The organism is Streptomyces chrestomyceticus JCM 4735 (assembly GCF_003865135.1).
GTDB classification, from domain to species: Bacteria; Actinomycetota; Actinomycetes; order Streptomycetales; family Streptomycetaceae; genus Streptomyces; species Streptomyces chrestomyceticus.
On record NZ_BHZC01000001.1, the window covers coordinates 892,658 to 915,705 of the forward strand.

Below are 23,048 nucleotides of genomic sequence, written 5' to 3' on the forward strand. Positions count from 1 at the left end.
CCGCGGGGAGGCCCTGCCAGGGCCCCCTTCAGCCCACCCGGCGAATGCATACTGCAGCGGTGAGCAACGTGCCGGTGAGGAACAGAACAGAGCTGGGCGACTTCCTGCGCAGCCGACGGGACCGCGTCGCACCACAGGAGGCCGGTCTGCCGCCGTCGGCGGGCCACCGGCGTACGGCAGGGCTGCGGCGGGAGGAGGTCGCGATCCTGGCCGGCGTCAGCATCGAGTACTACCGACGCCTGGAGCAGGGCAAACAGCGACGGCCGAGTCCCGCGGTACTGGAGGCGATCGGCCAAGTGCTCAAGCTGACCGACGACGAGCGCCGCCACCTTGCAGAGCTGAGCCGCGGCCGGCCGTCGACACCGGTCAGCGGCGCGCGGACGGGCAGGGCCTCGCGGACGGTACGGGAGGAGGTCCGCCGGATGCTGGAGATCGCGCACCCGTACCCCGCCTGTGTGCTGAGCCGGTCCAGTGACCTGCTGGCCGCCAACCGGGGTGCGCTGCGCCTCTTTCCCGGCATCGAGGACTGGCCCGAGCCGGAGCGCAACACCGCGCGCTACGCCTTCGTCCACCCCTGTGCCCGGGAGCTCTACGCCGACTGGGAGGACGTGGCCCGCGGCGTCGTGGCCCATCTGCGCGCCGCCGTGGTGGTGCACTCGAACGCGCCGGACATCCGCGACGTCGTGGACGAACTCTCCGCCCGCAGCACCGCCTTCGCTTCCCTCTGGCAGCGTTACGACGTCCGGGCGCGCACCAACGGGCGCAAGGTGTACCACCACCCGGAGGCGGGCCGGCTGACGCTGACGTACGAGGCGTACGACGTGGCCCGCAGCGAAGGCCAGCGGCTGATCGTCTACCAGGCGCCGCCGGGAACACCGGACCACGAGGCGCTGCTCCGCCTGTCGGCCTGAACGGCGGGGCGGGTTCCAGCCGTACGGTGGTGCTGCACCGGGCCCCAGGATCTTCGTTGGTGTCGGGTGCCAGACGGGTGTCAGAGCTGAGTGCCACCGCCGTCCACGGTTTCGCGGGAGAAGTTCCCGGGCCGGACTGCGGGCCATCGAGCGCAGTGCCGCCTTGCTGGCCACATACGCGCTGAGCACCGGCAGGCCCAGTACGTTGACGGCCCCGTAAGCACCGCCAACAGGGCGTCGACCGTGCCGAACTCGGCCTTCACCCGGCCCGTCGGCGCGTGGATGTCCGACAGCGACGCCGCGCCACTACGGACACCCGTGGGCTGGACGCCACCGAGCGCACCGCGCAGTTCGAATGCCGCCGCCGCGGGCGCTCCCTCCCTACACGTAATGCGTGGCGCGGGGTCAGTGCAGCCCCGGCCGCAGCGTGATCACGACTTTGCCGTGGACGTGCCGTCCGGCCTGCAGCGTCACGGCTTCGCGGATCTGCTCGACCGGGAAGGCGGCCGCGATCGGTACCGTGATCGCCCCGGCGAGAACCGCGTCGCCGATCCGCTCCATGGCGTCCGGGCTCGCGTCGAAACCGCCGGTCGCGCGGACGCCGCCGGGAGGGTTGGGGCCCGCGGCGATCGTGGAGATCCGCTCGGCCGGCACGCCGAGCGCGAGCGCGGTCTCGGCCGTTTCGATGCCGAACAGGTCGGTGGCCGCGGTCACGCCCTCCGGAGCCAGGGTTCGTACCCGGTCCGCCAGTCCAGGGCCGTAGGTCACCGGCTCGACACCGAACTGGCGCAGGAACGCGAACGTGCCCGGGCCTGCGGTCCCGATCACCTTGGCGCCGGCGAGCTTCGCGAGCTGTACGGCGAAGACACCCACGCCGCCCGCGGCGCCGCCGACCAGGACGGTGTCGCCGGCACGCAGGTCGATCGCGGCCAACGCGGCAGCGGCGGTCATCCCGGCCACCGGCAGTGTGGCCGCCACCTCGTCGCTGATGCCGTCCGGCGTGTGCCAGAGCGGCTCGGTCGCCCCGGTGGGCGTCTTGACCACCACGAAATCGGCAACGGCCCTGCCCAGCGCGCCACCATGGACACGGTCCCCCACGGCGAACCCCGCGGCACCGGCGCCGACCTCGTCGACGACCCCGGCGAAGTCGAACCCGAAGCCCGCCGGCACGTCGATGCCGAACCGGGCGGCGGCCTCGGGCTGCGAGGCGATGCCCCAGTCCATGGGATTCAGCCCGGCGGCCGCGACACGGACGCGGACCTCGCCCGGCCCGGCATGGGGCTCCGGAACCTCCCGCACCTCCAGCACCTCGGGACCACCGAACGACTCGTAGACCACTGCACGGCTCATGAGTACCCCTGAGAGACAGAGTGACGGGACTAAGTCCCATCACCGTACACCAGTGACGGCACCAGGTCCCGTAAGATGTCCGTATGGCCCGCTGGCAACCTCACGCACCCGAGCGACTCCTCGTCGCCGCCCTTGAACTGTTCGAGGAGCGGGGCTACGACAACACCACGGTCATCGAGATCACGGAGCGCGCGGGACTGACGAAGAGCACCTTCTTCCGGCACTTCCCGGACAAGCGGGAGGTGCTCTTCGGCGGGGGCACGATGTCCGAACTGCTCGTCGAAGCGTTCGACACGGCACCGGCCGAGGCCGGCCCCCTTGAAGCGGTGGCCCATGCCCTGGACGCGATCGGCCGGAAAGCCTTCACCCCCGATCGCCGGGAATTCAGCGCCCGGCGGTCGGCAGTGATCGCCGCCAACCCCGAACTGCGCGAACGCGAGGCACTGAAGGAACTCGGCCTCATCGCCTCGATGACCGACGCGCTCAAGCGCCGCGGCGTCCCCGACCTGACCGCACGCGTAGCCGCCGAACTGGGCGCGCTCGCCTGGAAGATCGCCTACGAGCGCTGGCGGGACGCCACCAACCGCGACGACTTCGCCGTACTCGCGCGGCAGACACTCACCGAGGTGCAGGCGGCCGGCGCCTTGTGCTGACGGCAGGCTCGCGGCCCAACCCCGCTCCCGCGCTGCCGGCCTCGGCCGTACCTGCCCCTCACCTGTCCCGCCCCAAGCCCCGGCGGATCGCGATCTCCACGGGCGAGTACGCGCCGTCGGCCCGCTCCAGTTCGTACGGCGCGGCCGGCATCAGCGGCGGCTGGGCCATGAAACGCGGCCGCCTCCCGTGGTGCGGCTGCGCCGCGTGCACCAGGAACGGGTGGCACAGGAAGACATCGCCCGGGGACCCGGTGGCCAGGGTGAGCGGCCGGTGGTCGGACGCCGCCACCAGATCGGGCGCCAGGGCCAGCCCGCTGGCCCCCTCCTCCCCGTACCCCTCCAGTACCTTCGGCACGTCGAGGTGTGAGCCGACCCGGATGCGGGTCGGGGCGTCCTCGTCACCGACCTCGCTGAACAGGAACAGCATCAGCAGCGCCCGGCCACGGGAGCGCAGATTGGTGAAGTACCAGCTCTCGCCCTCCGGCAGATAGCTCCCCTCGATGTGCCAGCCCGCGTCGTCCGGTTCCTCCTCGTGCGGGAAGCGCAGCGGGAAGGTCCCCAGCGAATAGCGCGGCTCCCAGCGCCCCGCGCCGACGAGCAGGTCGTACGCGTGGTGCAGGTCCGGGAGTTGGGCGCGGCGGCGAACGGCCCTTGTGCCAGGCCCGGCACCCAGTGCACGGGCTGCTTCCACGTCGTCGGGTCGTCCGGGTCGCAGCCCGTCTCCCGCCACAGCAGCCGCGCGCAGTCCGCGGCCACGCGCGGCGCGACGGCACCCTCCAGCTTCACGAAGCCGTCGCGCAGGAATCGGGATATCAAGGTCGTGTCATCCATGACTCCATCGTGCGGCGACGCCGGCCCCGGCCGCCCGACATTTTCCGCACCGTCTTTGTCGGGTGTTCACGAAGTCGACCCTGACATCCGGCCGCGGAAACGCTTCTCTTTCCTGTCGCCGGAAATCAGAGACAGGGGCACCTTCCAGCCGTTGTTTTCCCTGGCGCAGGTCGGTGACTTCGACGAAGCCCGTGCCGCGCCGGTAGCCGCACTTGTTCATGTGGAACGTGGTGCGCCACTGATCGAGGATGGCGTCGCCGTCGGGGCCCGCCAGCGAACGCGGGGGATACAGGTGACTGAACAGCCGCCATTGTCCGATCTCGGTACCGAGGCCCAGGTCCGACACGGTACGCACAGCGGTGTCCTCGTACTGCCCCTCCCCCATGTAGATGCCGTCCCACTCACGCGCCTCTTCGTCACGTTCCCGCCAGCACCGGAGCGCCGTCGCCGTATCCGCCGCGCAATTCCGGCCCGCTGCGCCGTGGAGCATTGCGGGCACCAGCGCCGGACTGTCGTCGTGGGTCACCCAGCGCAGGAGAGCCTGGTTGGCGGCATACGGTACGACGCGCACGGCTGTTCCAGTAGGCGGAAAGCGGCCATCTCCCAGGGTTCCTCGATCCGCAGAGTCCGCCAGGCGAAGCCGGGCCGGGTGTTGGTGAGGACGATGGAGTCGGTCAGGTCGCACTGGGTCAGCCGCCCTTGAGGGAACTCGTGACGTCAGGTCTCGATGGCTTTGTCCAAGCGCTCTGCTCGCGTGCTGGAGATGCCCTGGTGCGCCGCGTCGAAGACATACGCCATGTCGCGGAGTTCGGATTCCGAGAGGTCATGGATCACCGCGTAGTGAGCGGCGGGCCGCAGGTCGCCGAATCCGAGTTCCGGACGGTTGAAGTAGGGGCTGAAGCGTTCGATGGCTACGCGGGTGACTCCGTTGGGCGGAGCGAGATGGTGGATCGCCGGAAGCTGGTCGATGACCGAGTCGTAGTCCTCTTCGGTCTCGTCCGGGAAGCCGAAGAGGTAGTTCCACACGACACCGAGACTCACCGACTCCGCTGTCCCGCGGCATGCGGACGTTCTGGCAGCCGGTCACGCCTTTGTCCATCAGCTTCAGCACCCGCCCGCTGAGGCTTTCGGTGCCGGGCTGCACGTAGTGGATACCGGCGGCGACGAGGGAGGCGAGCTGTTCGCGGCGCATGTTGGACTGAGGTGCGGTTGTGTGCTGCCCAACGAATCTCCCCAGCCCGGCAGGCAACCGGCCGTCCGGTCACCGCTCGTGGCCACATCGCTTACGTGGAGATGGCGGACCTCGAAGAGCGCGGGGGTGGCGCTACGGGGCTCCAGGAACCCGGACCAGGGCGACCTGCGTTTCCCCCCGGCGGAATGGGCCGCCTCCCGAGAAGGCGTGCGCAACGGTGAGTTCGGCCGACCGTCGTCGTGGAACTACTTCAGCGACGGCCGTCGAGATCATGGTGTGGGCCACCAGTTACCGGTGGCCCACACCACGGTCGGCTGATCAAGCGTGATCAGCCGACCTTCCACAGGACGCCTTCGCCCTGTCCGCCGCCGGACTTGTAGATGACCAGCTTTCCGTCATCCTCCAGGCGCAGGAACGCCTCGGGGTTCTTTGAAGTCTTGGTGGACCAGAGGTCACCGCCCTTGCCCTGCCCACCGCCGGCCTTGTAGACGACGAGGTTGCCGTCATCCTGCATACGGGCGTAGTTGCCCACCCCGGACGTGCCGCTGGCCCACAGGAGGGTGCCGTCACCACGTCGGTACAGGGCCAGGTTGCCGTCGTACCGCATGATCAGCAGCCCCGCCTTGGACGAGGTCCACTGTCCCGCCTGCAGTTCCTGACCACCGGCGAGCGTGGTCGGACGGCCCCAGGTGGCCGAGTTCCACAGCGACCCGCCCTTGCCCGGGCCGCCGTCCTTCTTGTAGACGACGAGATTGCCGTCGTCCTGGAGGTGGAGGAACGCTCCGGGGTTCTTGGAGGTCTTGGTGGACCAGAGGTCACCACCCTTACCCTGGCCGCCGCCGGCCTTGTAGACGACGAGGTTGCCGTCATCCTGCATACGGGCGTAGTTGCCCACCCCGGACGTGCCACTGGCCCACACGGTGACGCCGCTCTCACGGTGCTGGAGAACCAGGTTGCCGTCCCGCTGCATCAGCAGCGTGGTGTTCTTGTTCTCGATCCACTGGCCCGGACGCAGCTCCAGCCCCGAGGTGAAGGTGACGGGACGGCCGAAGGTGTCACTGCTCCACAGTGAACCGCCCTTGCCCTGTCCGCCGTCCTTCTTGTAGACGACCATGTTGCCGTCGTCCTGGAGCTGAAGGTAGGAGCCCGGGGAGCGGAAGGTGTCGGAGGCCCAGAGATTGCCGCCCTTGCCCTGTCCACCGGTCTTCTTGTAGACGACGAGGTTGCCGTCGCTCTGCATCTGCAGGTAGGCGCCGGGATTGCCGAAGGTCTGGGTGGCCCACAGGACCTGGCCGCCCGCCTTGTGGTACATGGCCAGGTTGCCGTCCTTCTGCATCCGCAGTTCGACGCGGGCGCCCTCCAGCTTCTCACCGGGGTTCAGCCGCTGGCCCGGCATGAGCAGGGAGCTCTTGAAGTGGTCGCGCAGCCAGGAGTTCAGCCCGTCGACACGGATGGCCGTGGCCTGCCCCGGTCCGGTGGCCTCCGACCCGAAGCACCCCGCGCCGTTCGAGCCGGCGGCGAGCGCCACCAGTTCGGAGCCGTTCTCGTCCTCGCGGACCACGGGGCCTCCGGCATCGCCCTGACAGATGCCGCCGGCGGTCCCCGCGGGCGTCAGGGTGAGGAGGTCGTCCCCGACCTTGTCAGCGGTGAGGGTGGTCGTGTGCAGCCGCTCGGGGGCCCATTCGTCCTTGGTCCGGCCGAAGCCCGCCGCCGCCAGTGTCTTCCCCTCAGCGGCAGGAGTGTCGGCCACGGCGATCGAATCGACTCCTACGGCGGGGCGATCCAGGCGGGCCAGGACCACACCGCGGCTGGGGTGCGGCACCAGTTCGCCGACCTCGCTGACCGTGCCGTGCGAACTGTTCAGGTCGGTACGGCCGACGGTCACCGTGGTCTTCAGCCGGGGCTTGCCCGCGGCGGGTGCCTCGCCGGGCTTCTCGGCGAAGCAGGCGCCGGCGGTGAGAACCCACTGCGGGTCGACCAGCACCCCTGTGCAGCCGCGCACGTGGTCACCAATCATGATCTGAGCGGTGTAGGAGTACGTGCCCTCCTTGGCAACTTCGCCGACAACGGCGTGCGCGGGTACGGCACTCACCGCGCTCAGCGCGGCACATGAGGTGAGCAGCGCGGCCGCTGCGCGTGGGCGTATTCGAGACAAGGCGATGCGATCCGTTCTCTGCTGTTCAGCAGGGTGCAAAGAGAAGTGCCCGAGCGTAGGAAACTCACCGGTGAGCGGAACTCGGGCAGAACTGATGAGCTTATCCGATGGTGCGCCGCCGTCGGCACCGGAGCAGCAGTGTTCCGGCCCACTCCGGTGCCGGGCGATGAGTGCACCACACGTCGATTCCGAGGACCCTCACACCGGCGGGCGACGGTAGTCCGCTGGGGAGCGGTCCACTTGGAGGTGGATATCTCGATGAGGGCGTGCGGACGACGCTCCGGGTCGGAAGTTTCTCCGGCCGCCCCCGCCTCATTCTTGCCCAAGGCGATGTTCTGTTTGCGGCCATCGGTGGTCAGCGTCATATTGGCCTGGTGATCGGCGCCTGCCTTCACTCCATACACCTTGGGGATCGATCGACAGGCTCAGGTATCCAGTTTCGCCGGTGACGCCGAAGCAGCGGGCCTGCCCGATGATGCGTAATCAGATGATCGCCAAGCGGCCGTCGTTGTTGCAGTGGACGAGCATGACATGTCCGTCGCCGCGCTAGAGGTCGATGCCGAGTTCCTTCTTGGTCTTGTCGGCATTCGGGTAATCGAAGTTCTCGACGGCGGGCCGGGCTAAGGATCTCGGCGGCCCGCGCGATGTGCTGCTGCGGAGTACATGCGGACGTGCGCCGATGGGGCAGCACGCGAGGGGGCGGGCCCGACTCGTGTCGATGTCGGGGGCCGGGATGTCAGATGGCGGAGGACATGAGAACGAGCGTGGTCACGAAGGCGAGGAGAAAGATGGCGGTTTGCTTGCCCGACAAGTTCTCCATCGGCTTTCCCGAGCGCTTCAGGGCGAGTTGACGGTTGATGTACTTGGCGAAGAGCAGTCGGAGAATCACCAAGCTGATCATGGTAGTGGTGTAGAGCAACAGCGGCAGTGTGTCCATGTAACCGTGCGCCGCCGAATTCACGCCGATCGCGATCGCTCCGGCCAGCGGGAGCGATGCCGCGATGAGTTTGTCTCTCGCGGTGGTGGCCATAAACTACGCCGCCACCGCGAGGGCGAATCCGGACACGATGGCGGCCACCCACCATTGGGTTTCTGACGGCGTGGATGTCAGCATGGCACTTTTTCTTTCCTTCACCGAGATGACAGGCGGCCGCGAGCGAGACGAGTGGGCCTCGCCTCACTGGCGTGGTGCCACCTCAGGCGGCTACCAGGTGAGCCGGCCGACCACCGTGGTCGTGACGTCATGGGCGACGTTGGCCATCTTCTCGCCAACCCGTTCGACCGCGAGCCCGAATGCCGGACGGAATGCGGAACTGTCCGGCCCATCCGTTGCGGCACCGCCAGCGATCGTGCACCAGTGCCCGGTGTCCCTGAGCCCAGTCCTTGGCGCTCTTCCCGTCCTCGGTCCAGAGACCGCGTTCCACGTACCGGCCAGGGCTTGTCGTTGTCGGAAGTCCGGGAGGCGTTGGTCCCGTTCGGTGGCGCTCTCTCGCCTCCTTGGCCGAATCGGTGGCACTCCGGGCACAGGAGTCCGCCTTGTTCGCTCACCGGTCTCTGGCCTCTCGTGGAAGCCGCCCCCTGCAGACGCGGAGCGTAGAGCAACGCCCTGAAGCCCCGTCAGGAAAGTCGGCATCGAGTCGGCATCAGTACGACCAGAGTGGCCAGAACTGATCGACCCCGCCCATCCGCCTCGACTCACCCCACCCCCCGTGGCCTGCAAAGACGCAGGTCACAGAGGGTGCGACCGCTATCCCGCCGCCCGGGTCGGACGATCCCCCGCGTCGCCCGACCCGGGCGGCCGATCCGGTGTCCTGGCCGCGTCGGGGCGGACATCCGGAGGTCTGCTGAGTATATTGGCTCTCAGCCAGTCAACGCAGGAGTTAACAGAATGTCCCCCCGCAGCCCCTCGGTCAATGAAGAGTTGCGGCGGCGTTCCCGGGAGCGTTTGTTGCAGGCGACCGTCGAGCTGGTGGACGAGCGCGGGTACGAGGCGACGACGCTCGGGGACATCGCCTGCCGTGCCGGGTCGGCGCGTGGGCTGATCTCGTACTACTTCCCGGGCAAACGGCAGTTGCTGCAGTCGGCCGTGCACCGGCTGATGCACCACTCGTTGCAGGCGGCGCTCGACCGTGAGCCGTTGCCGACGGGTGAGGACGCGGGCCGGGAGCGGCTGGCGCGGGCGATCGACGCGATTCTGGGGCTGGCGCAGGAGCGGCCGCTGCTGATGCGTACACACATGGCCGGGATTCTGACGGCGGAAGGTTTCATCCAGTGCCCCGAACAGCAGCGGCTGGCGTTTCTGCTGCGTGACACGGTGGAGCGGTACGGCACCGAGGACGCGGACACGGACTACCGGCTGTTGCGGGCGTTGTTGATGGGGTCGGTGGTGGCGGTGTTGTTGCCAGGAGCCCCGATGCCTGCCGCGCGGCTTCGGGCGGAGCTGTTCCAGCGGTACGGCTTGGACTGGGAGCTGGGGACTCCGCCCAGCGAGGGACCGGAGCCGCCGCTGGAGGGGCCGCCTCCGTTGCAGGACCCGCCGCCGGCGCTGGACCCGCCACCGGCGCTGGATCCGCAGGGACCGCCGTCGGTGCAGGGACCGCCACCGGTGCAGGAGTCGCCTGTGCGCGAGGCGCCGGTGCCGGAGTCGTCGCCGGTGCTGGGGCGGGAAGGTGCCGCTGCCGAGGGGTAGGGGCGGGGCTCCAGGGTGCTGCGAGAATCGCTCGATCGGGTGAATGGCGATTTGGGCGCGTGGTTCACTCCGGCGGGTTACGGGCTGCCGTCGCCGTACCGTCGGCCAACCCCGGCGGCACACCTCCCGCGCGCCCCCCACCGGTGCGACTCTGGAAGTACTCCGCGGGAAGGGGCCTTCCGTGCTTCGTGTCGCAGTGATCGGTTCGGGACCCAGTGGCGTCTACACCGCTCAGGCGCTGGTCGGGCAGGAGGCCGTACCGGATGTCGAGGTGTATGTGCTCGACCGGCTGCCGTGCCCGTACGGGCTGGTCCGCTACGGGGTCGCGCCCGACCACGAGAAGATCAAATCGCTGCAGCACAACCTCCGTACGGTGCTGGAGCACCCCCGTGTGCACTTCCTCGGCAATGTCGACGTGGGGGCCGACGGTCTCAAGCCGCAGGAGCTGCGGCGCATGTTCCACGCAGTGGTGTACTGCGTGGGGGCCGCCACCGACCGCCGCCTGGGTGTCCCGGGTGAGGAGCTGCCGGGCAGCCACTCCGCCACCGCCTTCGTCTCCTGGTACAGCGCGCACCCGGACGCCGCGGACGGCCGGTTCCCGCTGACCGCGCGGTCGGCGGTGGTGATCGGCGTCGGCAATGTCGCGGTGGACGTGGCACGGATCCTCGCCCGCGGGGCCGACGAGCTGGCGCGTACGGACGTGCCGCAGGCGGCGCTCGGCGCGTTCGCGGAGAGCCGGGTGGAGGACGTGTGGATGGTGGGGCGGCGGGGGCCGTCGCAGGCCAAGTTCACCACCAAGGAACTACGCGAACTGGGTGCGCTGCCGGACGCCGACGTGCTCGTGGAGCCTGGGGAACTGGCGCTGGATCCGGCGTACGGCGACCCTTCCGGGCTGCCCGCGGTGAACCGCCGCAATGTGGAGGTGCTGCGCGGCTGGGCCGAGGGGAAGAAAGAAAAAGCGGTCGGAAGGCGGCGGGTTCGGTTGCGGTTCTTTCTGCGGCCGGTCGAGGTGGTCGGTGACGCGGAGTCGGGGGTACGGGGGGTGCGGTTCGAGCGGACGGTTCCGGACGGGCTGGGCGGTGTCACGGGGACCGGGCAGTACGAGGAGATCGCGGCGCAGTTGGTCCTGCGCTCGGTCGGGTACAAGGGGACGCCGCAGCCCGGGCTGCCGTTCGACGCGGCCACCGGGACCGTGCCGCACGTGGAGGGCCGGGTGCTGCGGGAGGGCGTGCCGTGTCCCGGCGAGTACGTGGCCGGGTGGATCAAGCGGGGGCCGACCGGGGTGATCGGCACGAACCGGCCATGTGCGAAGCAGACGGCGGCGGCGCTGCTGGCGGACGCGGACGAGCTGGCGCGCGAGCCGCTGCCGGACGATCCGGTGACCGCGTTGCTGCGTAGGGGGCAGCGGCCGGTCCGCTGGCCGGGCTGGCTGGGCATCGAGGCGGCGGAAGCAGCGCTCGGCCGGGGGCTGGGACGGACCACCGTGAAGATCGCCGACTGGCCCGGGCTGCTGGCGGCAGCCGGCCGGGGAGAGGGAGACAGGGGTGGGGACGGGGGTGGAGGTGGGGACGGGGGATGAAAGTGCGGGTGCGGGCCCTGGTGGGGGCGCTGAGCCGGGGCGTGGGGAGAGGCCCGCGCGCCGGGGTGCCGCTAGGCCCTGTCGGCCCCGGCGTCGAGGCGTTCGTCCTGGAGTTCCGCCGCCTTCAGGACGCGTTCGATCAGGCCGGGGAAGAGTTCGTCCAGGTCGGCGCGGCGCAGCACGTTCATCTTGGCGGTGCCTCGGTAGATCTGGCTGATGACGCCGTGCTCGCGCAGTACGCGGTAGTGGTGCGTACAGGTGGACTTGCTGACGGGCAGCTCGATGACCGTGCAGGACAGTTCGCCCTCGGCGGCGGCCAGGCGGCGTACGATCCGCAGCCGCATCGGGTCGGCGAGCGCGTGCAGTACGTCTTCGAGGCGGATCGCCGAACGGTCCGGGTGGTCCAGGACGCGGGCACCGGTCCGGTCGGCGGATGTCGTCGTGGTGGTCGTCATGGCGGCTCCTGGAAGTCGGCTCCGGGCGGTCGGTTCCTGCCGGGGATCACCATTATACGAGGAACGTCGTATTTTGACATCCTCGCAGGACGCGTGGGGTGGACGGCCGGGAGGTGACCGGCCGGTCCCGCCGGTGCGGGGCGGGCTGACGTGGGCTCAGCCGCCGGTGGCCGACATGCATGCGGCCCGTTGGGGCACCCGTGGCGAAAGAGTGAACCGCCGGAGTCCGGCGGGCCGCGCGAGTCCCGCCGGGGACGAGTGAGGTACCTGTGAGGTACGCGTGGGCCACGAGTGGCGTACGCGTGGAACGACGGCTGACCACGATCGCCGGACCGCGACCCGGTCGCCGGTTCGCGCCGGAGGGGCGATGACGAACAGGACCGGCTCGTGACCCGTACATGGCGGCCCCTGGCGCGCCGGGAGCGAGGACTGCCGCGACGGGGAGATGACGTGCCGCGCCGGGAGCGGGGGCTGCCGCCCCGGGGGGTGGGTCTGCCGCGCCGGGAGCACGGGCTGCCGCGCCGCGGGCGGGACCTTGCCGATACGAAGCGGCGTCTTCCCCGCGCCGGGCGGCGGCCGCCTTCGCCGGAGCGGGGTCGCTCGGGACCGGGGCGGCGTCCGGCGGGCACCGGGCGGACGGCCGACGGGGCGCCGGAGCGCGCGCCCGGTCTGCCGGCGCGCACCGGCCGGGCCCTCCTGGCGCAGTGGCACCGGGTCGCCGGGCCGACCTGGTCGGCGCTGTGCCGTCGCCGGCTGGCCGCGGTACCGCTCACGGCGGCCTCCGTGGTCCTCGTGATCGTCTTTCACGCCCTCGCGCTGACGGACGCCGGAGAACGGCTGGTCTGGGCGGTCGGCGGGGTGCGGGCGGACGTCCCGGTGGGGCTCGTGCTGCTGCGACTGCCGCTGTCGCTGTTCGCGCCCGCGCCGGGGCTCCCCTGGTGGGGAGCGCTCCTGCAAGTGGCCGTGATCTTCGGGATGGCCGAGTGCGTCCTCGGGACAGTGCGCACCCTGACCGTGTCCCTGGTCGTCACGGCCGCGGCGACGTTCTTCGCGCGCTTCCTGCTCACCCTCGGCCCGGGCCATGTCCTGGCGATCCCGCCGGCCGAGGCGATGCTGGCCGACACCGGCCCGTCCGCGGCCGTACTCGGGCTGCTGATCTGCACCGGATGGGCCTGCCGGGCTCCCGTACTGAGCATGGGTACGGTGGTGACCTTCTCGCTGGAGTGCGTGCTGACCACCACCCTCTCCAGCCGCGCCCACCTGGGCGGCATCGCGGCCGCCCTGCTGTGCGCCGCGGTGGCCTGCCGGCCTCCGGCCCGCGCCGCTCCCCTGCCTCCCGCGCCCGTCACCGCCGGGCAGGACGCGCTGGGGTGAGTCCGGCCCGTACACGCGGCAGAGGTCAGAGGATCGGCGTGGCGCGCGTTCACGGGCCTGCCAGCCAGTCGGTGTACCAGGCGCGGAACCCGGGGCTCACCGGTACGAAGCCGCCCCAGTCCGGGTCGATCTGCCAGACCTGACCCGCATAGGGGCCATTCAGGACCAGCCGGTCGAAGCTGCCGCAGCCCTGTTCGGCCAGCATGAGAGTGCCCCGGGTCAGCGCATCGACCGGTGTCCCGAGCCGGCCGGGCAAGGGTTCGGTGAGCGGAAACGGTGCGGCGAGCCGGCCCGGCAGCCGGTCTTCCGCCCACGCGTCGTCGACGGCCCACTCCTCGACGGCCTCCGGGCGGGGGACGGTCAACGGCATCAGGCCGTGGCCGGGCCCGGCCGGGCCGTCGCCCACCACCGCGACGAAGGACCGGTACTCCCCCGGCAGCGCGATGCCGTGGGTTTTCTCGAACACCCGGATCTCCGCCTCCGGGAGCGGTGGCGCCAGCGCGTAACGATGCGTGCTCGCCCCGAAGCGCTTCCGGTCCGGGTCCCGTGCGGCCATCTCCCCTAGCCGAGCGCGGACGCCGTCCTCGTGCCGGTTCCCCATCCGGCGACCGTAGCGAAGGGAGACGAAAAGGGAGCTAGACTCGAACGCGTGAGCGAATTGCCCCCTGACCTGCCACGCCTCCGCACCCTGGAGACCTGGCTGCGCCTGCAGCTCGCCGCCGTACGGGCCCGTATCCAGCACCTCGAACAGGCGGAGCGCGACCGCCCCGTACCGGTCCGGCCGCCCCGGCCCGACTGGCTGCTGGAGACCGAGCGGCTCGGGGGCCGCGACGGGCGGCCGGTCCGCGTCCATGCCGGCGGGTGCGGCCAGGCTCGCGGCCGGGCCATCAGCCGCGAGCAGGCGGTCGATGCTCTCGGGCAGGGCGTCGAGGCGTGTTACGGCTGTCGTCCGGACACCGAGCTGGGCATTCTCGGCTGAGGAGGAGCGAGAAGAGGCCGAGGCGGCGGGCGGCGCCGTCCGCTCGTCACCGCCTGCGGCGTGCCCGCAGGGTGGCGATCAGGGGCACGGCCGGCTGGATGAGTATGCCGACCCGGTGAGGCACTTCCTCCGGCGTGACGTCCAGGTGGAAGCGCTGCGCCAGCGTGGCCAGCAGCAGTGCCACCTCCACCAGCGCGAACCGGGCGCCGATACAGCCGCGCGGACCGCCGCCGAAGGGGAACCAGGCGTGGTCGGGGACGACGTCGGGGGCGTCGGCGTCCCAGCGTTCGGGGCGGAAGACGGTCGGTGCGGGGAACCAGCGCGGGTCGCGGTGGACCGTCCACTGGCTGCACCACACCGCCGTACCGGCCGGGACGGCGGTGCCGCCCAGCACGGCGCCCTCCCGGGCCACGGCGGGAATCACCCAGGACGGCGGATAGATCCGCAGGCCCTCCTTGACGATCTGCCGGGTCCAGGTGAGCCGGTCGTAGTCGTCGACGGTGGGCGGGCGCCCGTCGAGCACCCGGTCCAGTTCGTCGTCCAGTTGGGCCCGCGCTTCCGGAGACCGCGACAGCAGGTACCAGATCCAGGTCAGCGCGGTGGAGGTGGTCTCGTGGCCGGCCGCCCAGAGTGTCACCGCTTCGTCGCGGACCTCCTGGGCGGTGAGCGGGCGGCCTTCCTCGTCCCGGGCTTCGAGGAGCCGGTCCAGCAGGTCGCCGCCGCCCTCGCCGTCGGCGGCCGGTCCGTTCTGCCGCGCGCTGATCAGCCGGTGCACCTCGCCGTCGATGACGGCGAGGGCGCGGAGCAGGCGCCTCCGGGAGGGCGTACGCACCCGGTTCGGCAGGAAGAGTCCGACACCGCGCAGTTCGCGGGCCATCTCCTGCTCGGCCACCGCCATCGCCGCGCCGAGCGCCCGGGCACGGTCGCCGAGGTCGTTGCCGAACAGCGTACGGATGACGACGCGCTGGCCGAGGACCACCATCTCCCGCTGTACGTCGACGTGTCCGCCTTCCTGCCACCGGTCGGCCGCCGCGAGAGCGCTGTCGACCATGGTCCGGGCGTGGTGGCGCACCTGCCGCGGGCGGACGGCCGGCTGGACCAGACCGCGCTTGCGGCGCCAGTCGGTGCCCGTACTGCGTATGACGCTCTTGCCGGTGATCCGCTGGAACGACCAGCCGACCTCCAGGAGGCCGTAGGCGTGCTCCCGGGCGGCGAGGAACTCGGCGATGTGCTGCGGATGGGAGAGGAACAGGCTGCGCCACGGGCCCAGGGACCACGTCACGGCGTCCCCGTACTCGTCCCGCAGCCGGGTCATGAAGGCGAGCGGGTCCTTGCCGAAGGCGGGCAGGTTCCCGGCCCACGGCAGGCCGCGCGGGCCGGGGACGGGGCGGAGCGGGACGGTCTGCACGGGCACGGCTCCTCCAGACGGGGTGCGGTGGTGGGCCCTGGCGGCTGCTCGCCGCCGGGGCCGCCGGTGTCCGGTCTCACTGCCGGAGGTCCCAGATCGCGGCCTGCTGCCGCTTGACCTCGTCGATACGGTCCGCCGGGAGGAAATTGCGGAAGAGTCCGGAGTCCTCCTCGGCGACCCGCACGAAGAGTTCGACGATCTCCTCGGGGTCCTTCTGGCTCTCCCCGGTCATCCTGCCGTAATCGTCGGCGAGGTGGACCTCGACGCCGAGATCCGTGGTGAAGTGCTCGGCGCTGAAGGATCGCTCGCGGTCGAACCAGACGCGCAGCGCGTCACCCATCCGGTCGTTGAAGCCGGTCTGGTACGGGCCCGGGTTGATGGTGCACACCTGGACACCCAGTGGTTTGAGTTCGTCGTGCATCGCCTGGGCGATCGACTCGATGGCGTACTTGGACGCACAGTACGGACCGAGATACGGATTGGTCGTCAGACCGGCGATGGACGACAGCCAGACGATGCGGCCGCTGCCGCGTGCCACCATCTGCCGGGCGAATCCCTGGGCCAGCGCGAGGTGGCCGAACACATTCACCTCGAAGACCCGCCGGAACAGTTCCAGCGGAATCTCGGAGAGCGGGCCCATTTCGCCGACGGCGGCGTTGTTGAACAGCACGTCCACGTCCCAGGTGTGCGCCTGGCGGCGATGGAGTGCGCTGGTGACGTCCAGGTTCTCCACCTGGAGGGTGATGCCGCGCCGGTCCGCTTCCCGGATCAGCTCCGTCATCTGCGGGCGGTTCTCGGCCGCCGCGATGACGTGATGTCCGCGTTCGGCGAGGCGCAGGGCGGCGGCCCGGCCGAAGCCGGAGCCCGCGCCGGTGACGAGAATGCGTTTGCCGGCTGTCACGGCAGCTCCTTTCCGCGGGCGGCGACCGGCTTTCGCGGCGGTAATCTCACCCGTTCGACGACATGCGCAGACAGTAACCGAATGACTACCCTTTGCATATGAACCGAGGGGGCTGCCGGGACCACCGGTCCGCGGGACGGACCGGCGCCCTGGTGCTGATCGCCGTACTGATCGCCCTGTGCGGCGCGGCGCCCGCGGCTCTCGAACCGGGGGCCGGGCCTGCCGAGGCCGCCGCCATGTCGGCCGAACCGGCGGCCGACGACAGCTTCCCGCAGGTTGCCGCGTTCCGGGTGCCCCGGGCCGGACGGACCGGCCGCTCCCCCGAGGCGCGCGCCCTAGTACCGTCCCTGCCGTGTCACACCGGACGTCTCGCCCGGCTTCTCGCCCACTGGACCGATCTGCGGTCGGACGTACGCGACGCCGCCGGTGACCGCGCGCACCACACCGTCCTGCGCTGCTGACCGGGACCGCGCTCCCCGTGCGCGCACGGAGCGCTCCCGCACCAGCACAGCAGCGATCAGCAGGAGAGGTGCGTCCATCATGCCCATCGACCCCCAGCGCGCGCTGGAAGGCTATCTGCGTGCCCTGAGCTACGACCCGCACGAAGCCGAGTCGAAGTCCGCGCCGAAGTCTGGAGCGAAGTCCGGGGCGGAGGCCGAGCCGACATCCGGGGTGGAGTCCGAGCCGAGCCGGCACTCCACCGACCCGGCCCCCGCCTCCGCGTCCGAGCCCCGGCCCACCTCCGAGTCCGCCCCGCGCAAGGCGCCCGTCCCCGCTCCCGCGACGGAGCCGGCGCCCGCGGCCGGGCCCGGTCTTCTGTGGCGGCTGCTGTCCCTGCGCCGCGCCTCGGCGACCGCCGAAAAGCCGCGCCGGGCCTGAGCCGCAGCCCACCGGCCGCCCCTCCCGCCGGACTTCTCCCGGCGTAGGGGGCGGCCGGTACGCCCTTCCGGGTGGCGGCGGCCGCTCCCGCACCGTGGGCACCGGCGATCCGGCCGCCGCCGGTGCCAGGCTGTCGGGTGACCGGACGGCGGCCGCGCGCCGGCCCGGTGTGCGCGTGCCGCGCGGTATGGGTCGGCGTGCCCGCGTCGGTCTCCGGCGTGGGCCGGGCGGAGGTTCATGGTCATCGAGGTCGGGCAGGAAGCGCGTACGGAGGGCGGCGCGGCGTTCCGCGACGACGCGGCGCCCCGGAACACGGTGGGCCACGCGGTGCGCCGCTGGCTGACCACCACCGATCACAAGGTGATCGGAAACCTCTACCTCGTGACCGCCTTCGGCTTCTTTCTGCTGGCGGGCACGCTGGCGATGGTGATACGCGCCGAACTGGCCCGGCCCGGGCTGCAGATCGTCAGCAACGAGCAGTACAACCAGCTCTTCACCATCCACGGCACGATCATGATGCTGCTGTTCGCGACGCCCATGTTCGCCGGGTTCGCGAACGCGGTGATGCCGCTCCAGATCGGCGCCCCCGACGTGGCCTTCCCGCGTCTGAACGCCCTGACGTACTGGCTGTTCCTCTTCGGCGGCCTGACGGTGGTCTCGGGATTCCTCACGCCGGGGGGCGCCGCGTCGTTCGGGTGGTTCGCCTACGCGCCGCTCAACGGCGCCGTCCGCAGTCCGGGCGCGGGCGGTGATCTGTGGACCATGGGCCTGGTGGTGTCGGGGCTCAGCACCACGCTGGGCGCGGTGAACTTCATCGCCACCATCATGTGCCTGCGCGCTCCGGGAATGACCATGTTCCGGATGCCGATCTTCACCTGGAACGTGCTGTTCACCTCGATCCTGGCGCTGCTGGCCTTCCCCGTGCTGACCGCCGCGCTGCTCGCCCTGGAGGCGGACCGGAAGTTCGGCGCGCACCTCTACGACCCCGCCTTCGGCGGCGCGGTCCTGTGGCAGCACCTGTTCTGGTTCTTCGGGCATCCGGAGGTCTACATCGTCGCCCTGCCGTTCTTCGGCGTGATCACGGAGATCGTCCCGGTCTTCAGCCGTAAACCGGTGTTCGGGTACATCGGCATGGTGGGCGCGACCATCGCCATCACCATGCTCTCGGCGACCGTGTGGGCGCACCACATGTTCGCCACCGGTGCGGTATTGCTGCCGTTCTTCTCCCTGCTGTCCTTTCTGATCGCGGCGCCGACCGGGGTGAAGTTCTTCAACTGGATCGGCACCATGTGGCGGGGCAGCGTCTCGTTCGAGACGCCGATGCTGTGGGCGGGCGGTTTCCTGGTCACCTTTCTGCTCGGCGGGCTGAGCGGTGTGCTGATCGCGTCACCGCCGCTGGACTTCCACGTCACCGACTCGTACTTCATCGTGGCGCACCTGCATTACGTACTGTTCGGGACGGTGGTCTTCGCGATGTTCGGCGGCTTCTACTTCTGGTGGCCGAAGCTGACCGGCCGGATGCTCGACGAGCGGCTGGGGAGGATTCACTTCTGGTCGCTGTTCACCGGTTTCCAACTGACGTTCCTGGTGCAGCACTGGCTGGGTTCGAGCGGAATGCCCCGGCGTTACGCCGACTATCTGGCCGCCGACGGATTCACCGTACTGAATTCGGTCTCCTCGGCCGGTGCGTTCCTGCTGGGGATCTCCACGCTGCCGTTCCTGTACAACGTGTGGCGTACGGCGCGGTGCGCGCCGAAGGTGCTGGTGGACGATCCGTGGGGGTGGGGCAGGTCTCTGGAGTGGGCGACGTCCTGCCCGCCGCCCCGGCACAACTTCCACGCGCTGCCCCGGGTGCGGTCCGACTCCCCCGCCTTCGACCTGCACCATCCCGAGGTGCTGCGGCTGCCCGCCCCGCAGCGCGGCGAGGACGAACCGACGCCCGACCCGCACCGGGAGCGGCACCCGTGAAGGCCGAGGCGTCGCTGTTCGCCGGTGTGGCGGGGTTCTTCTTCGTGGCTGGGCTCGGGTACGCGCTGTGGTCGCGGGAACCCGCCGGTACGGCGGCGCTGGCCGTCTCGTGTCTGATGGCGCTGGTCGTGTGCGGGTTCTGCACGCTCAACCACCGCAAGCGCGGGCCGCGGCCGGAGGACCGCAAGGAGGCGGAAGTACGTGAGCGGACCGGCGGGCTCGGGTTCTTCCCGCCGCGCAGCGGCTACCCGCCGCTGACCGGTCTGGCGGTGGCGCTGACCGCGCTGGGGGTCGTCTTCGGCCTGTGGCTGTTCGTCATCGGGGTGGGTCTGCTGGTGGCGGGGGTGGTCGGCATGGTGATGGAGTTCGCCGGGCGGTCGTGAGGCATCGCGTACCGGGAGCCTGTCAGTCACCGTCCGAGCTGCGCCCCGGCGGGGCCGTCCGCTCGGCGATGCGGGCCCGCTGTTCGGGGGTGACCGGCAGTTCGACCCGGTCGCGGTGGTACCAGTTGCTCAGCGCCAGCCGAATCCGTTCCCGGCGCGCGGGACGGGCCGTGTCCTCGGGCGGCGGGAGCGGTGCGGGGAGGTCGCGTACGAGCAGCCGGTACCGGCGGTCGGCGGACAGGCGGCGGCGCCCCTCGCCGAGCCCGCCGCACACGTCCTGCGTCACCTCGCCCGTCTCCTCCCCTTCCGTCAGCGCGTCACGGTCCTCGCTCTGCAGGGCGAGGCAGATCCGCCGGGTGAGCCAGAAGGCGAGGACCGGGGCGACCACGAGGGCGATACGGAAGAACCAGGTCAGGGCGTTCACCGAGACGCGGAAGCCGAAGGCGGTCACGTCGTTGCCGCCGGCGGCGAGGAGCACGGCGTAGCAGGCGAGGCCGGCGACGCCGAGGCCCGTGCGGGTGGGCCGATTCCGCGGCCGGTCGCACAGGTGGTGTTCCCGGCCGTCCCGGGTGAGCCAGGCTTCGCAGAACGGGTAGAGGTACAGGACGAGGAAGAGCAGGCCGGGCAGGATCACTGCCGGGACCAGGACGTTCCACAGGACCGTGTGGCCTCCGATGTCGCTCTCCCAGGGCGGCATGAGCCGCAGCGCGCCCTCCAGGAAGCCGACGTACCAGTCGGGCTGCGCGTCGGTGGCGACCTGGTCCGCGCGGTACGGCCCGTACTCCCATACGGGGTTGATCTGGGCCAGTGCCCCGAGGAGCGTCAGCACGCCCGCCGTCATGAAGAACAGGCCCGCGGACTTCGCGGTGAAGTGCGGGTACATCGGGCGGCCGACGACGTTGCGGTTGGTCCGGCCGCGCTCGCTCCACTGGGTGTGCTTGAGGTGGACGACCAGGATCAGGTGTGCCGTGATCAGCGCGATCAGAATGCCCGGGACGAGCAGGATGTGCAGCCCGTACAGCCGGTTGACGAGGTCCGTGCCCGGGAACGGGCCGCCCCACAGGAAGAAGCTCAGATACGTGCCGACGAGCGGGATCGACAGCACGATGGTGTGCGCGGTGCGCAGGCCGGTGCCGGACAGCGAGTCGTCGGGCAGCGAGTAGCCGGCGAAGCCCTCCAGCATCGCCAGCATGAACAGCGTCACGCCGATGATCCAGTTGACTTCCCTGGGCCTGCGGAAGGCGCCGGTGAAGAAGACGCGGAGCAGGTGGACGCCGATGGCGGCGACGAAGACCAGCGCGGCCCAGTGGTGGATCTGCCGGATCAGCAGTCCGCCCCGTACGTCGAAGCTGATGCGCAGCGTGGAGGAGTACGCCTGCGACATGGGCAGGCCGGACAGCGGGGTGTGCCGGCCGTGGTAGACGGTCTGCGCGGTCACCGGGTCGAAGAACAGGGTCAGGTACGTACCGGTGAGGACGAGGACGAGGAAGCCGTAGAGCGCGAGTTCGCCGAGCAGGAAGGACCAGTGGTCGGGGAACGCCTTGCGCAGCAGCGCCTTGGCGCCTTCGGCCAGCGGCAGGCGGCGGTCGAGCGCCTCGAAGGCGGTGCGTGCCGGTTCGGCGATGCGGTTGCGGAGCGGTGCGGGTGGCTTCCGCCGGGGGAAGACCATGGGGCGCGGCCTCAGCCGTTGCCGAACGAGCCGCTCTTCCCCTCGTCCCACGGCGGCGGTTCGTCGGAGTCGCCGGGGCGCGTCCCGTACTCGCCCATGTCCTTGACCCCGGCAGCCGGTGCCGCGTCGTGGCTCTCCCGGGACACCCCGTCGGTCTCCCGTGCCGACGTGCCGTTCCGGGCCGCCGTCCGCGCGTGCCGGGGCCGTGCGTGGGCGCGCGGCGGGCGGTCCTTGTTGCGCGCGCGGCGCCGGTAGCCGTACACCACGGCGCCGATGAGCAGGAGGACGACGACGATGCCCGCGATGAGGGGGCCGATGCCGATGGCCAGGTGGGAGGCGGCCGTCGGCGCTTCGACCGGCAGGGGTGCGGCCGTCAGGGGAGCATCGGGAGACATGGGGGCTGCTTACCCCGCCGGCCCCGGTTTGCCATCAAAGGCGCCCCCAAACGAGTGGGTGCGCGCCGGCGGGCACGGGCGCGCTGCCCCTGCCCGCCGTCCGCGCCCTACCGCTCTCCGGCGTGCGCCGCGCGGATCGCGGCGAGGTCGATCTTGTGCATGCCGAGCATCGCGTCGGTGGCCCGCTTCGCCTTCTGCGGGTCGGAGTCGGTGACCAGGCGGAGGAGTTCCGTGGGGAAGACCTGCCAGGAGACGCCGTACTTGTCCTTCAGCCAGCCGCACTGGCCTTCTTCACCGTCGTCCGTGAGCCGGTCCCAGTAGTAGTCCACCTCCTCCTGGTCCTCGCAGCGGACCTGGAACGACACGGCTTCGCTGAACGTGAACTGCGGGCCGCCGTTGAGGCCCATGAACTTCTGGCCGTTGAGGACGAACTCGACCGCCATCACCTCGCCGGGCGTGCCGGGGCCCGCCTCGTTGTAGCGGACGACGCCGCCGAGCCGGGAGTTCTTGAAGATGGACAGGTAGTGGTGGGCCGCTTCCTCGGCCTGGCCGTCGAACCACAGACAGGTCGTGAAACCGTCGATCGCCATGGTGTGCCTCCCGTCGTGTGGGCTCGTGTATACCCGTACGGCGGGAGCCACGCCATAACCAAACCGGTGTTCGAACCGGAGTGCACGGTGATTGACGGAAGTGCGCCCACGCCGCGTACACCATCGTGCCTACGGTCCGGCGTGACCGCACCCCGTCCCCGCGTGCGTGCGCGGTGCGCTCAGTCGGTGGAGAGGACTTCGAGGAGGTCGCCCACCTTGGAGTCGGGCAGGGCGCGGGCGACGTCGGCCAGCGCGACCATGCCGACCAGGCGGTGGCCGTCGATCACCGGCAGGCGCCGGACCTGGTGCCGGGACATGGTCGCGAGGATCTCCTCCGCGCCGTCGTCGGCGCCGATCGTCACGGCCTCGCCCTGGGCCAGTTCGCCGGCCTTGGTCTGCGCGGGGTCCTTGCCCTGGCCCAGGACCTTGACCACGATGTCCCGGTCCGTCAGAACGCCCTTGAGCCGGTCGTCCGTACCGCAGATCGGGACCGCTCCGACGCCGAGGCGGGTGAGCTTGCGGGCCGCGTCGAGGACGCTTTCCTCGGCGCCGACGCACTCGGCTCCGGGAGTCATGATGTCGCGTGCAGCAGGCATGGTTCCGCCTTTCTTCGTGAGATGTGCCAACGCGTGCCGGCGGCCGGGAAGCCGCTCGTAGGGCGGGGTGAACGCCCGGTTCCGGCCGCCG

Annotated in this window: 23 protein-coding genes and 2 pseudogenes; 10 read left to right on the forward strand and 15 right to left on the reverse strand. The window is 70.8% G+C overall.

The features are described from left to right. The first annotated feature begins 74 nt into the window (after positions 1 to 74). Positions 75 to 911 (forward strand): helix-turn-helix transcriptional regulator, encoded by an 837-nt coding sequence (locus tag EJG53_RS03705; RefSeq protein ID WP_125043574.1) that lies wholly within the window; start codon positions 75 to 77, stop codon positions 909 to 911. Between the two features lie 111 nt (positions 912 to 1,022). On the opposite strand, the pseudogene EJG53_RS44280 reads toward EJG53_RS03705, so the two are convergent. Together EJG53_RS44280 and EJG53_RS03715 are read right to left on the reverse strand one after the other, a co-directional pair. Continuing rightward, positions 1,023 to 1,121: pseudogene (locus tag EJG53_RS44280) on the reverse strand (short-chain dehydrogenase); the annotation flags it as partial. 195 nt (positions 1,122 to 1,316) lie between these two features. Further along, entirely contained in the window at positions 1,317 to 2,261 is a 945-nt protein-coding gene (locus EJG53_RS03715) for an NADP-dependent oxidoreductase (RefSeq protein WP_125043575.1), read from the reverse strand. An 83-nt stretch (positions 2,262 to 2,344) separates the two neighbouring features. On the opposite strand from EJG53_RS03715, the gene EJG53_RS03720 reads away from it, so the two are divergent. Next, positions 2,345 to 2,914 (forward strand): TetR/AcrR family transcriptional regulator, encoded by a 570-nt coding sequence (locus EJG53_RS03720; protein WP_125043576.1) that lies wholly within the window; start codon positions 2,345 to 2,347, stop codon positions 2,912 to 2,914. 20 nt (positions 2,915 to 2,934) lie between these two features. On the opposite strand, the pseudogene EJG53_RS03725 reads toward EJG53_RS03720, so the two are convergent. The 5 genes and pseudogenes from EJG53_RS03725 to EJG53_RS03750 all read right to left on the reverse strand — a co-directional run. Further along, positions 2,935 to 3,745 (reverse strand): annotated as a pseudogene (locus EJG53_RS03725) (phytanoyl-CoA dioxygenase family protein); the annotation flags it as partial. Beyond that, on the reverse strand, positions 3,738 to 4,271 hold the full coding sequence (locus EJG53_RS03730; protein WP_125043577.1) for a DUF5825 family protein: 534 nt from the start codon (positions 4,269 to 4,271) through the stop codon (positions 3,738 to 3,740). The pseudogene EJG53_RS03725 and the gene EJG53_RS03730, both read right to left, overlap by 8 nt. Positions 4,272 to 4,462: 191 nt before the next feature. Next, positions 4,463 to 4,786, reverse strand: coding sequence for a hypothetical protein (locus EJG53_RS03735; RefSeq protein ID WP_125043578.1), 324 nt, complete (start codon positions 4,784 to 4,786; stop codon positions 4,463 to 4,465). A 479-nt stretch (positions 4,787 to 5,265) separates the two neighbouring features. Further along, positions 5,266 to 7,029 (reverse strand): trypsin-like serine protease, encoded by a 1,764-nt coding sequence (locus EJG53_RS03745; protein ID WP_125043580.1) that lies wholly within the window; start codon positions 7,027 to 7,029, stop codon positions 5,266 to 5,268. A gap of 799 nt (positions 7,030 to 7,828) precedes the next feature. Beyond that, positions 7,829 to 8,122, reverse strand: coding sequence for a hypothetical protein (locus EJG53_RS03750; protein WP_125043581.1), 294 nt, complete (start codon positions 8,120 to 8,122; stop codon positions 7,829 to 7,831). An 858-nt stretch (positions 8,123 to 8,980) separates the two neighbouring features. Here EJG53_RS03750 and EJG53_RS03755 point away from each other — a divergent pair. Together EJG53_RS03755 and EJG53_RS03760 are read left to right on the forward strand one after the other, a co-directional pair. Next, positions 8,981 to 9,781 (forward strand): TetR/AcrR family transcriptional regulator, encoded by an 801-nt coding sequence (locus EJG53_RS03755; RefSeq protein WP_244954960.1) that lies wholly within the window; start codon positions 8,981 to 8,983, stop codon positions 9,779 to 9,781. Positions 9,782 to 9,962: 181 nt separating this feature from the next. Further along, positions 9,963 to 11,360: an FAD-dependent oxidoreductase gene (locus tag EJG53_RS03760; RefSeq protein WP_125043582.1), complete on the forward strand. Its 1,398-nt coding sequence runs from the start codon at positions 9,963 to 9,965 to the stop codon at positions 11,358 to 11,360. 71 nt (positions 11,361 to 11,431) lie between these two features. Here EJG53_RS03760 and EJG53_RS03765 read toward each other — a convergent pair whose 3' ends face one another. Next, positions 11,432 to 11,815, reverse strand: coding sequence for an ArsR/SmtB family transcription factor (locus tag EJG53_RS03765; RefSeq protein WP_125043583.1), 384 nt, complete (start codon positions 11,813 to 11,815; stop codon positions 11,432 to 11,434). 792 nt (positions 11,816 to 12,607) lie between these two features. On the opposite strand from EJG53_RS03765, the gene EJG53_RS03770 reads away from it, so the two are divergent. Beyond that, a complete protein-coding gene (locus EJG53_RS03770; protein ID WP_125043584.1) occupies positions 12,608 to 13,189 on the forward strand; it encodes a hypothetical protein in 582 nt (193 codons plus the stop codon). 49 nt (positions 13,190 to 13,238) lie between these two features. Here the strand turns inward: EJG53_RS03770 and EJG53_RS03775 are convergent, their stop codons facing one another. Beyond that, entirely contained in the window at positions 13,239 to 13,790 is a 552-nt protein-coding gene (locus EJG53_RS03775) for an SMI1/KNR4 family protein (protein WP_125043585.1), read from the reverse strand. A gap of 48 nt (positions 13,791 to 13,838) precedes the next feature. On the opposite strand from EJG53_RS03775, the gene EJG53_RS03780 reads away from it, so the two are divergent. After that, positions 13,839 to 14,168: a DUF6233 domain-containing protein gene (locus tag EJG53_RS03780; protein ID WP_125043586.1), complete on the forward strand. Its 330-nt coding sequence runs from the start codon at positions 13,839 to 13,841 to the stop codon at positions 14,166 to 14,168. 46 nt (positions 14,169 to 14,214) lie between these two features. On the opposite strand, the gene EJG53_RS03785 is transcribed toward EJG53_RS03780, so the two are convergent. Both EJG53_RS03785 and EJG53_RS03790 read right to left on the reverse strand, forming a co-directional pair. After that, complete coding sequence (locus tag EJG53_RS03785) at positions 14,215 to 15,576, reverse strand: cytochrome P450 (RefSeq protein ID WP_125043587.1); 1,362 nt, start codon at positions 15,574 to 15,576, stop codon at positions 14,215 to 14,217. Between the two features lie 76 nt (positions 15,577 to 15,652). Further along, the gene (locus EJG53_RS03790; RefSeq protein WP_125043588.1) at positions 15,653 to 16,477 is read right to left on the reverse strand and encodes an SDR family oxidoreductase; all 825 of its coding nucleotides are present in this window, start codon (positions 16,475 to 16,477) and stop codon (positions 15,653 to 15,655) included. Between the two features lie 98 nt (positions 16,478 to 16,575). On the opposite strand from EJG53_RS03790, the gene EJG53_RS03795 reads away from it, so the two are divergent. The 4 genes from EJG53_RS03795 (at position 16,576) to ctaF (ending at position 19,707) form a co-directional block, all read left to right on the forward strand. Continuing rightward, complete coding sequence (locus EJG53_RS03795) at positions 16,576 to 16,938, forward strand: hypothetical protein (RefSeq protein WP_125043589.1); 363 nt, start codon at positions 16,576 to 16,578, stop codon at positions 16,936 to 16,938. A 79-nt stretch (positions 16,939 to 17,017) separates the two neighbouring features. Further along, a complete protein-coding gene (locus EJG53_RS03800; RefSeq protein WP_125043590.1) occupies positions 17,018 to 17,356 on the forward strand; it encodes a hypothetical protein in 339 nt (112 codons plus the stop codon). Between the two features lie 237 nt (positions 17,357 to 17,593). Beyond that, on the forward strand, positions 17,594 to 19,324 hold the full coding sequence (gene ctaD / locus EJG53_RS03805) for an aa3-type cytochrome oxidase subunit I (RefSeq protein WP_244954961.1): 1,731 nt from the start codon (positions 17,594 to 17,596) through the stop codon (positions 19,322 to 19,324). Next, positions 19,321 to 19,707, forward strand: coding sequence for an aa3-type cytochrome oxidase subunit IV (gene ctaF, locus EJG53_RS03810; RefSeq protein WP_125043591.1), 387 nt, complete (start codon positions 19,321 to 19,323; stop codon positions 19,705 to 19,707). Before ctaD ends, ctaF begins: the two co-directional genes overlap by 4 nt. A gap of 22 nt (positions 19,708 to 19,729) precedes the next feature. Here ctaF and qcrB read toward each other — a convergent pair whose 3' ends face one another. The 4 genes from qcrB to EJG53_RS03830 all read right to left on the reverse strand — a co-directional run bounded on the left by qcrB (position 19,730) and on the right by EJG53_RS03830 (position 22,957). After that, positions 19,730 to 21,376: a cytochrome bc1 complex cytochrome b subunit gene (gene qcrB / locus EJG53_RS03815; protein ID WP_125043592.1), complete on the reverse strand. Its 1,647-nt coding sequence runs from the start codon at positions 21,374 to 21,376 to the stop codon at positions 19,730 to 19,732. 11 nt (positions 21,377 to 21,387) lie between these two features. Further along, the gene (locus EJG53_RS03820) at positions 21,388 to 21,771 is read right to left on the reverse strand and encodes a DUF6479 family protein (protein WP_125043593.1); all 384 of its coding nucleotides are present in this window, start codon (positions 21,769 to 21,771) and stop codon (positions 21,388 to 21,390) included. 107 nt (positions 21,772 to 21,878) lie between these two features. Continuing rightward, a complete protein-coding gene (locus tag EJG53_RS03825) occupies positions 21,879 to 22,361 on the reverse strand; it encodes a VOC family protein (protein ID WP_125043594.1) in 483 nt (160 codons plus the stop codon). A gap of 179 nt (positions 22,362 to 22,540) precedes the next feature. Further along, complete coding sequence (locus EJG53_RS03830) at positions 22,541 to 22,957, reverse strand: CBS domain-containing protein (RefSeq protein WP_125043595.1); 417 nt, start codon at positions 22,955 to 22,957, stop codon at positions 22,541 to 22,543. Between the last annotated feature and the right edge of the window lie 91 nt (positions 22,958 to 23,048).

What these genes read in the sequence shown, in the direction of transcription:
- EJG53_RS03715 (WP_125043575.1), bottom strand. Translation starts at nt 2,261, where the DNA reads ATGAGCCGTGCAGTGGTCTACGAGTCGTTCGGTGGTCCCGAGGTGCTG.
- EJG53_RS03720 (WP_125043576.1), top strand. Translation starts at nt 2,345, where the DNA reads ATGGCCCGCTGGCAACCTCACGCACCCGAGCGACTCCTCGTCGCCGCC.
- EJG53_RS03750 (WP_125043581.1), bottom strand. Translation starts at nt 8,122, where the DNA reads ATGGCCACCACCGCGAGAGACAAACTCATCGCGGCATCGCTCCCGCTG.
- EJG53_RS03755 (WP_244954960.1), top strand. Translation starts at nt 8,981, where the DNA reads ATGTCCCCCCGCAGCCCCTCGGTCAATGAAGAGTTGCGGCGGCGTTCC.
- EJG53_RS03765 (WP_125043583.1), bottom strand. Translation starts at nt 11,815, where the DNA reads ATGACGACCACCACGACGACATCCGCCGACCGGACCGGTGCCCGCGTC.
- EJG53_RS03775 (WP_125043585.1), bottom strand. Translation starts at nt 13,790, where the DNA reads ATGGGGAACCGGCACGAGGACGGCGTCCGCGCTCGGCTAGGGGAGATG.
- EJG53_RS03795 (WP_125043589.1), top strand. Translation starts at nt 16,576, where the DNA reads ATGAACCGAGGGGGCTGCCGGGACCACCGGTCCGCGGGACGGACCGGC.
- EJG53_RS03800 (WP_125043590.1), top strand. Translation starts at nt 17,018, where the DNA reads ATGCCCATCGACCCCCAGCGCGCGCTGGAAGGCTATCTGCGTGCCCTG.
- ctaD (WP_244954961.1), top strand. Translation starts at nt 17,594, where the DNA reads ATGGTCATCGAGGTCGGGCAGGAAGCGCGTACGGAGGGCGGCGCGGCG.
- qcrB (WP_125043592.1), bottom strand. Translation starts at nt 21,376, where the DNA reads ATGGTCTTCCCCCGGCGGAAGCCACCCGCACCGCTCCGCAACCGCATC.
- EJG53_RS03820 (WP_125043593.1), bottom strand. Translation starts at nt 21,771, where the DNA reads ATGTCTCCCGATGCTCCCCTGACGGCCGCACCCCTGCCGGTCGAAGCG.
- EJG53_RS03825 (WP_125043594.1), bottom strand. Translation starts at nt 22,361, where the DNA reads ATGGCGATCGACGGTTTCACGACCTGTCTGTGGTTCGACGGCCAGGCC.
- EJG53_RS03830 (WP_125043595.1), bottom strand. Translation starts at nt 22,957, where the DNA reads ATGCCTGCTGCACGCGACATCATGACTCCCGGAGCCGAGTGCGTCGGC.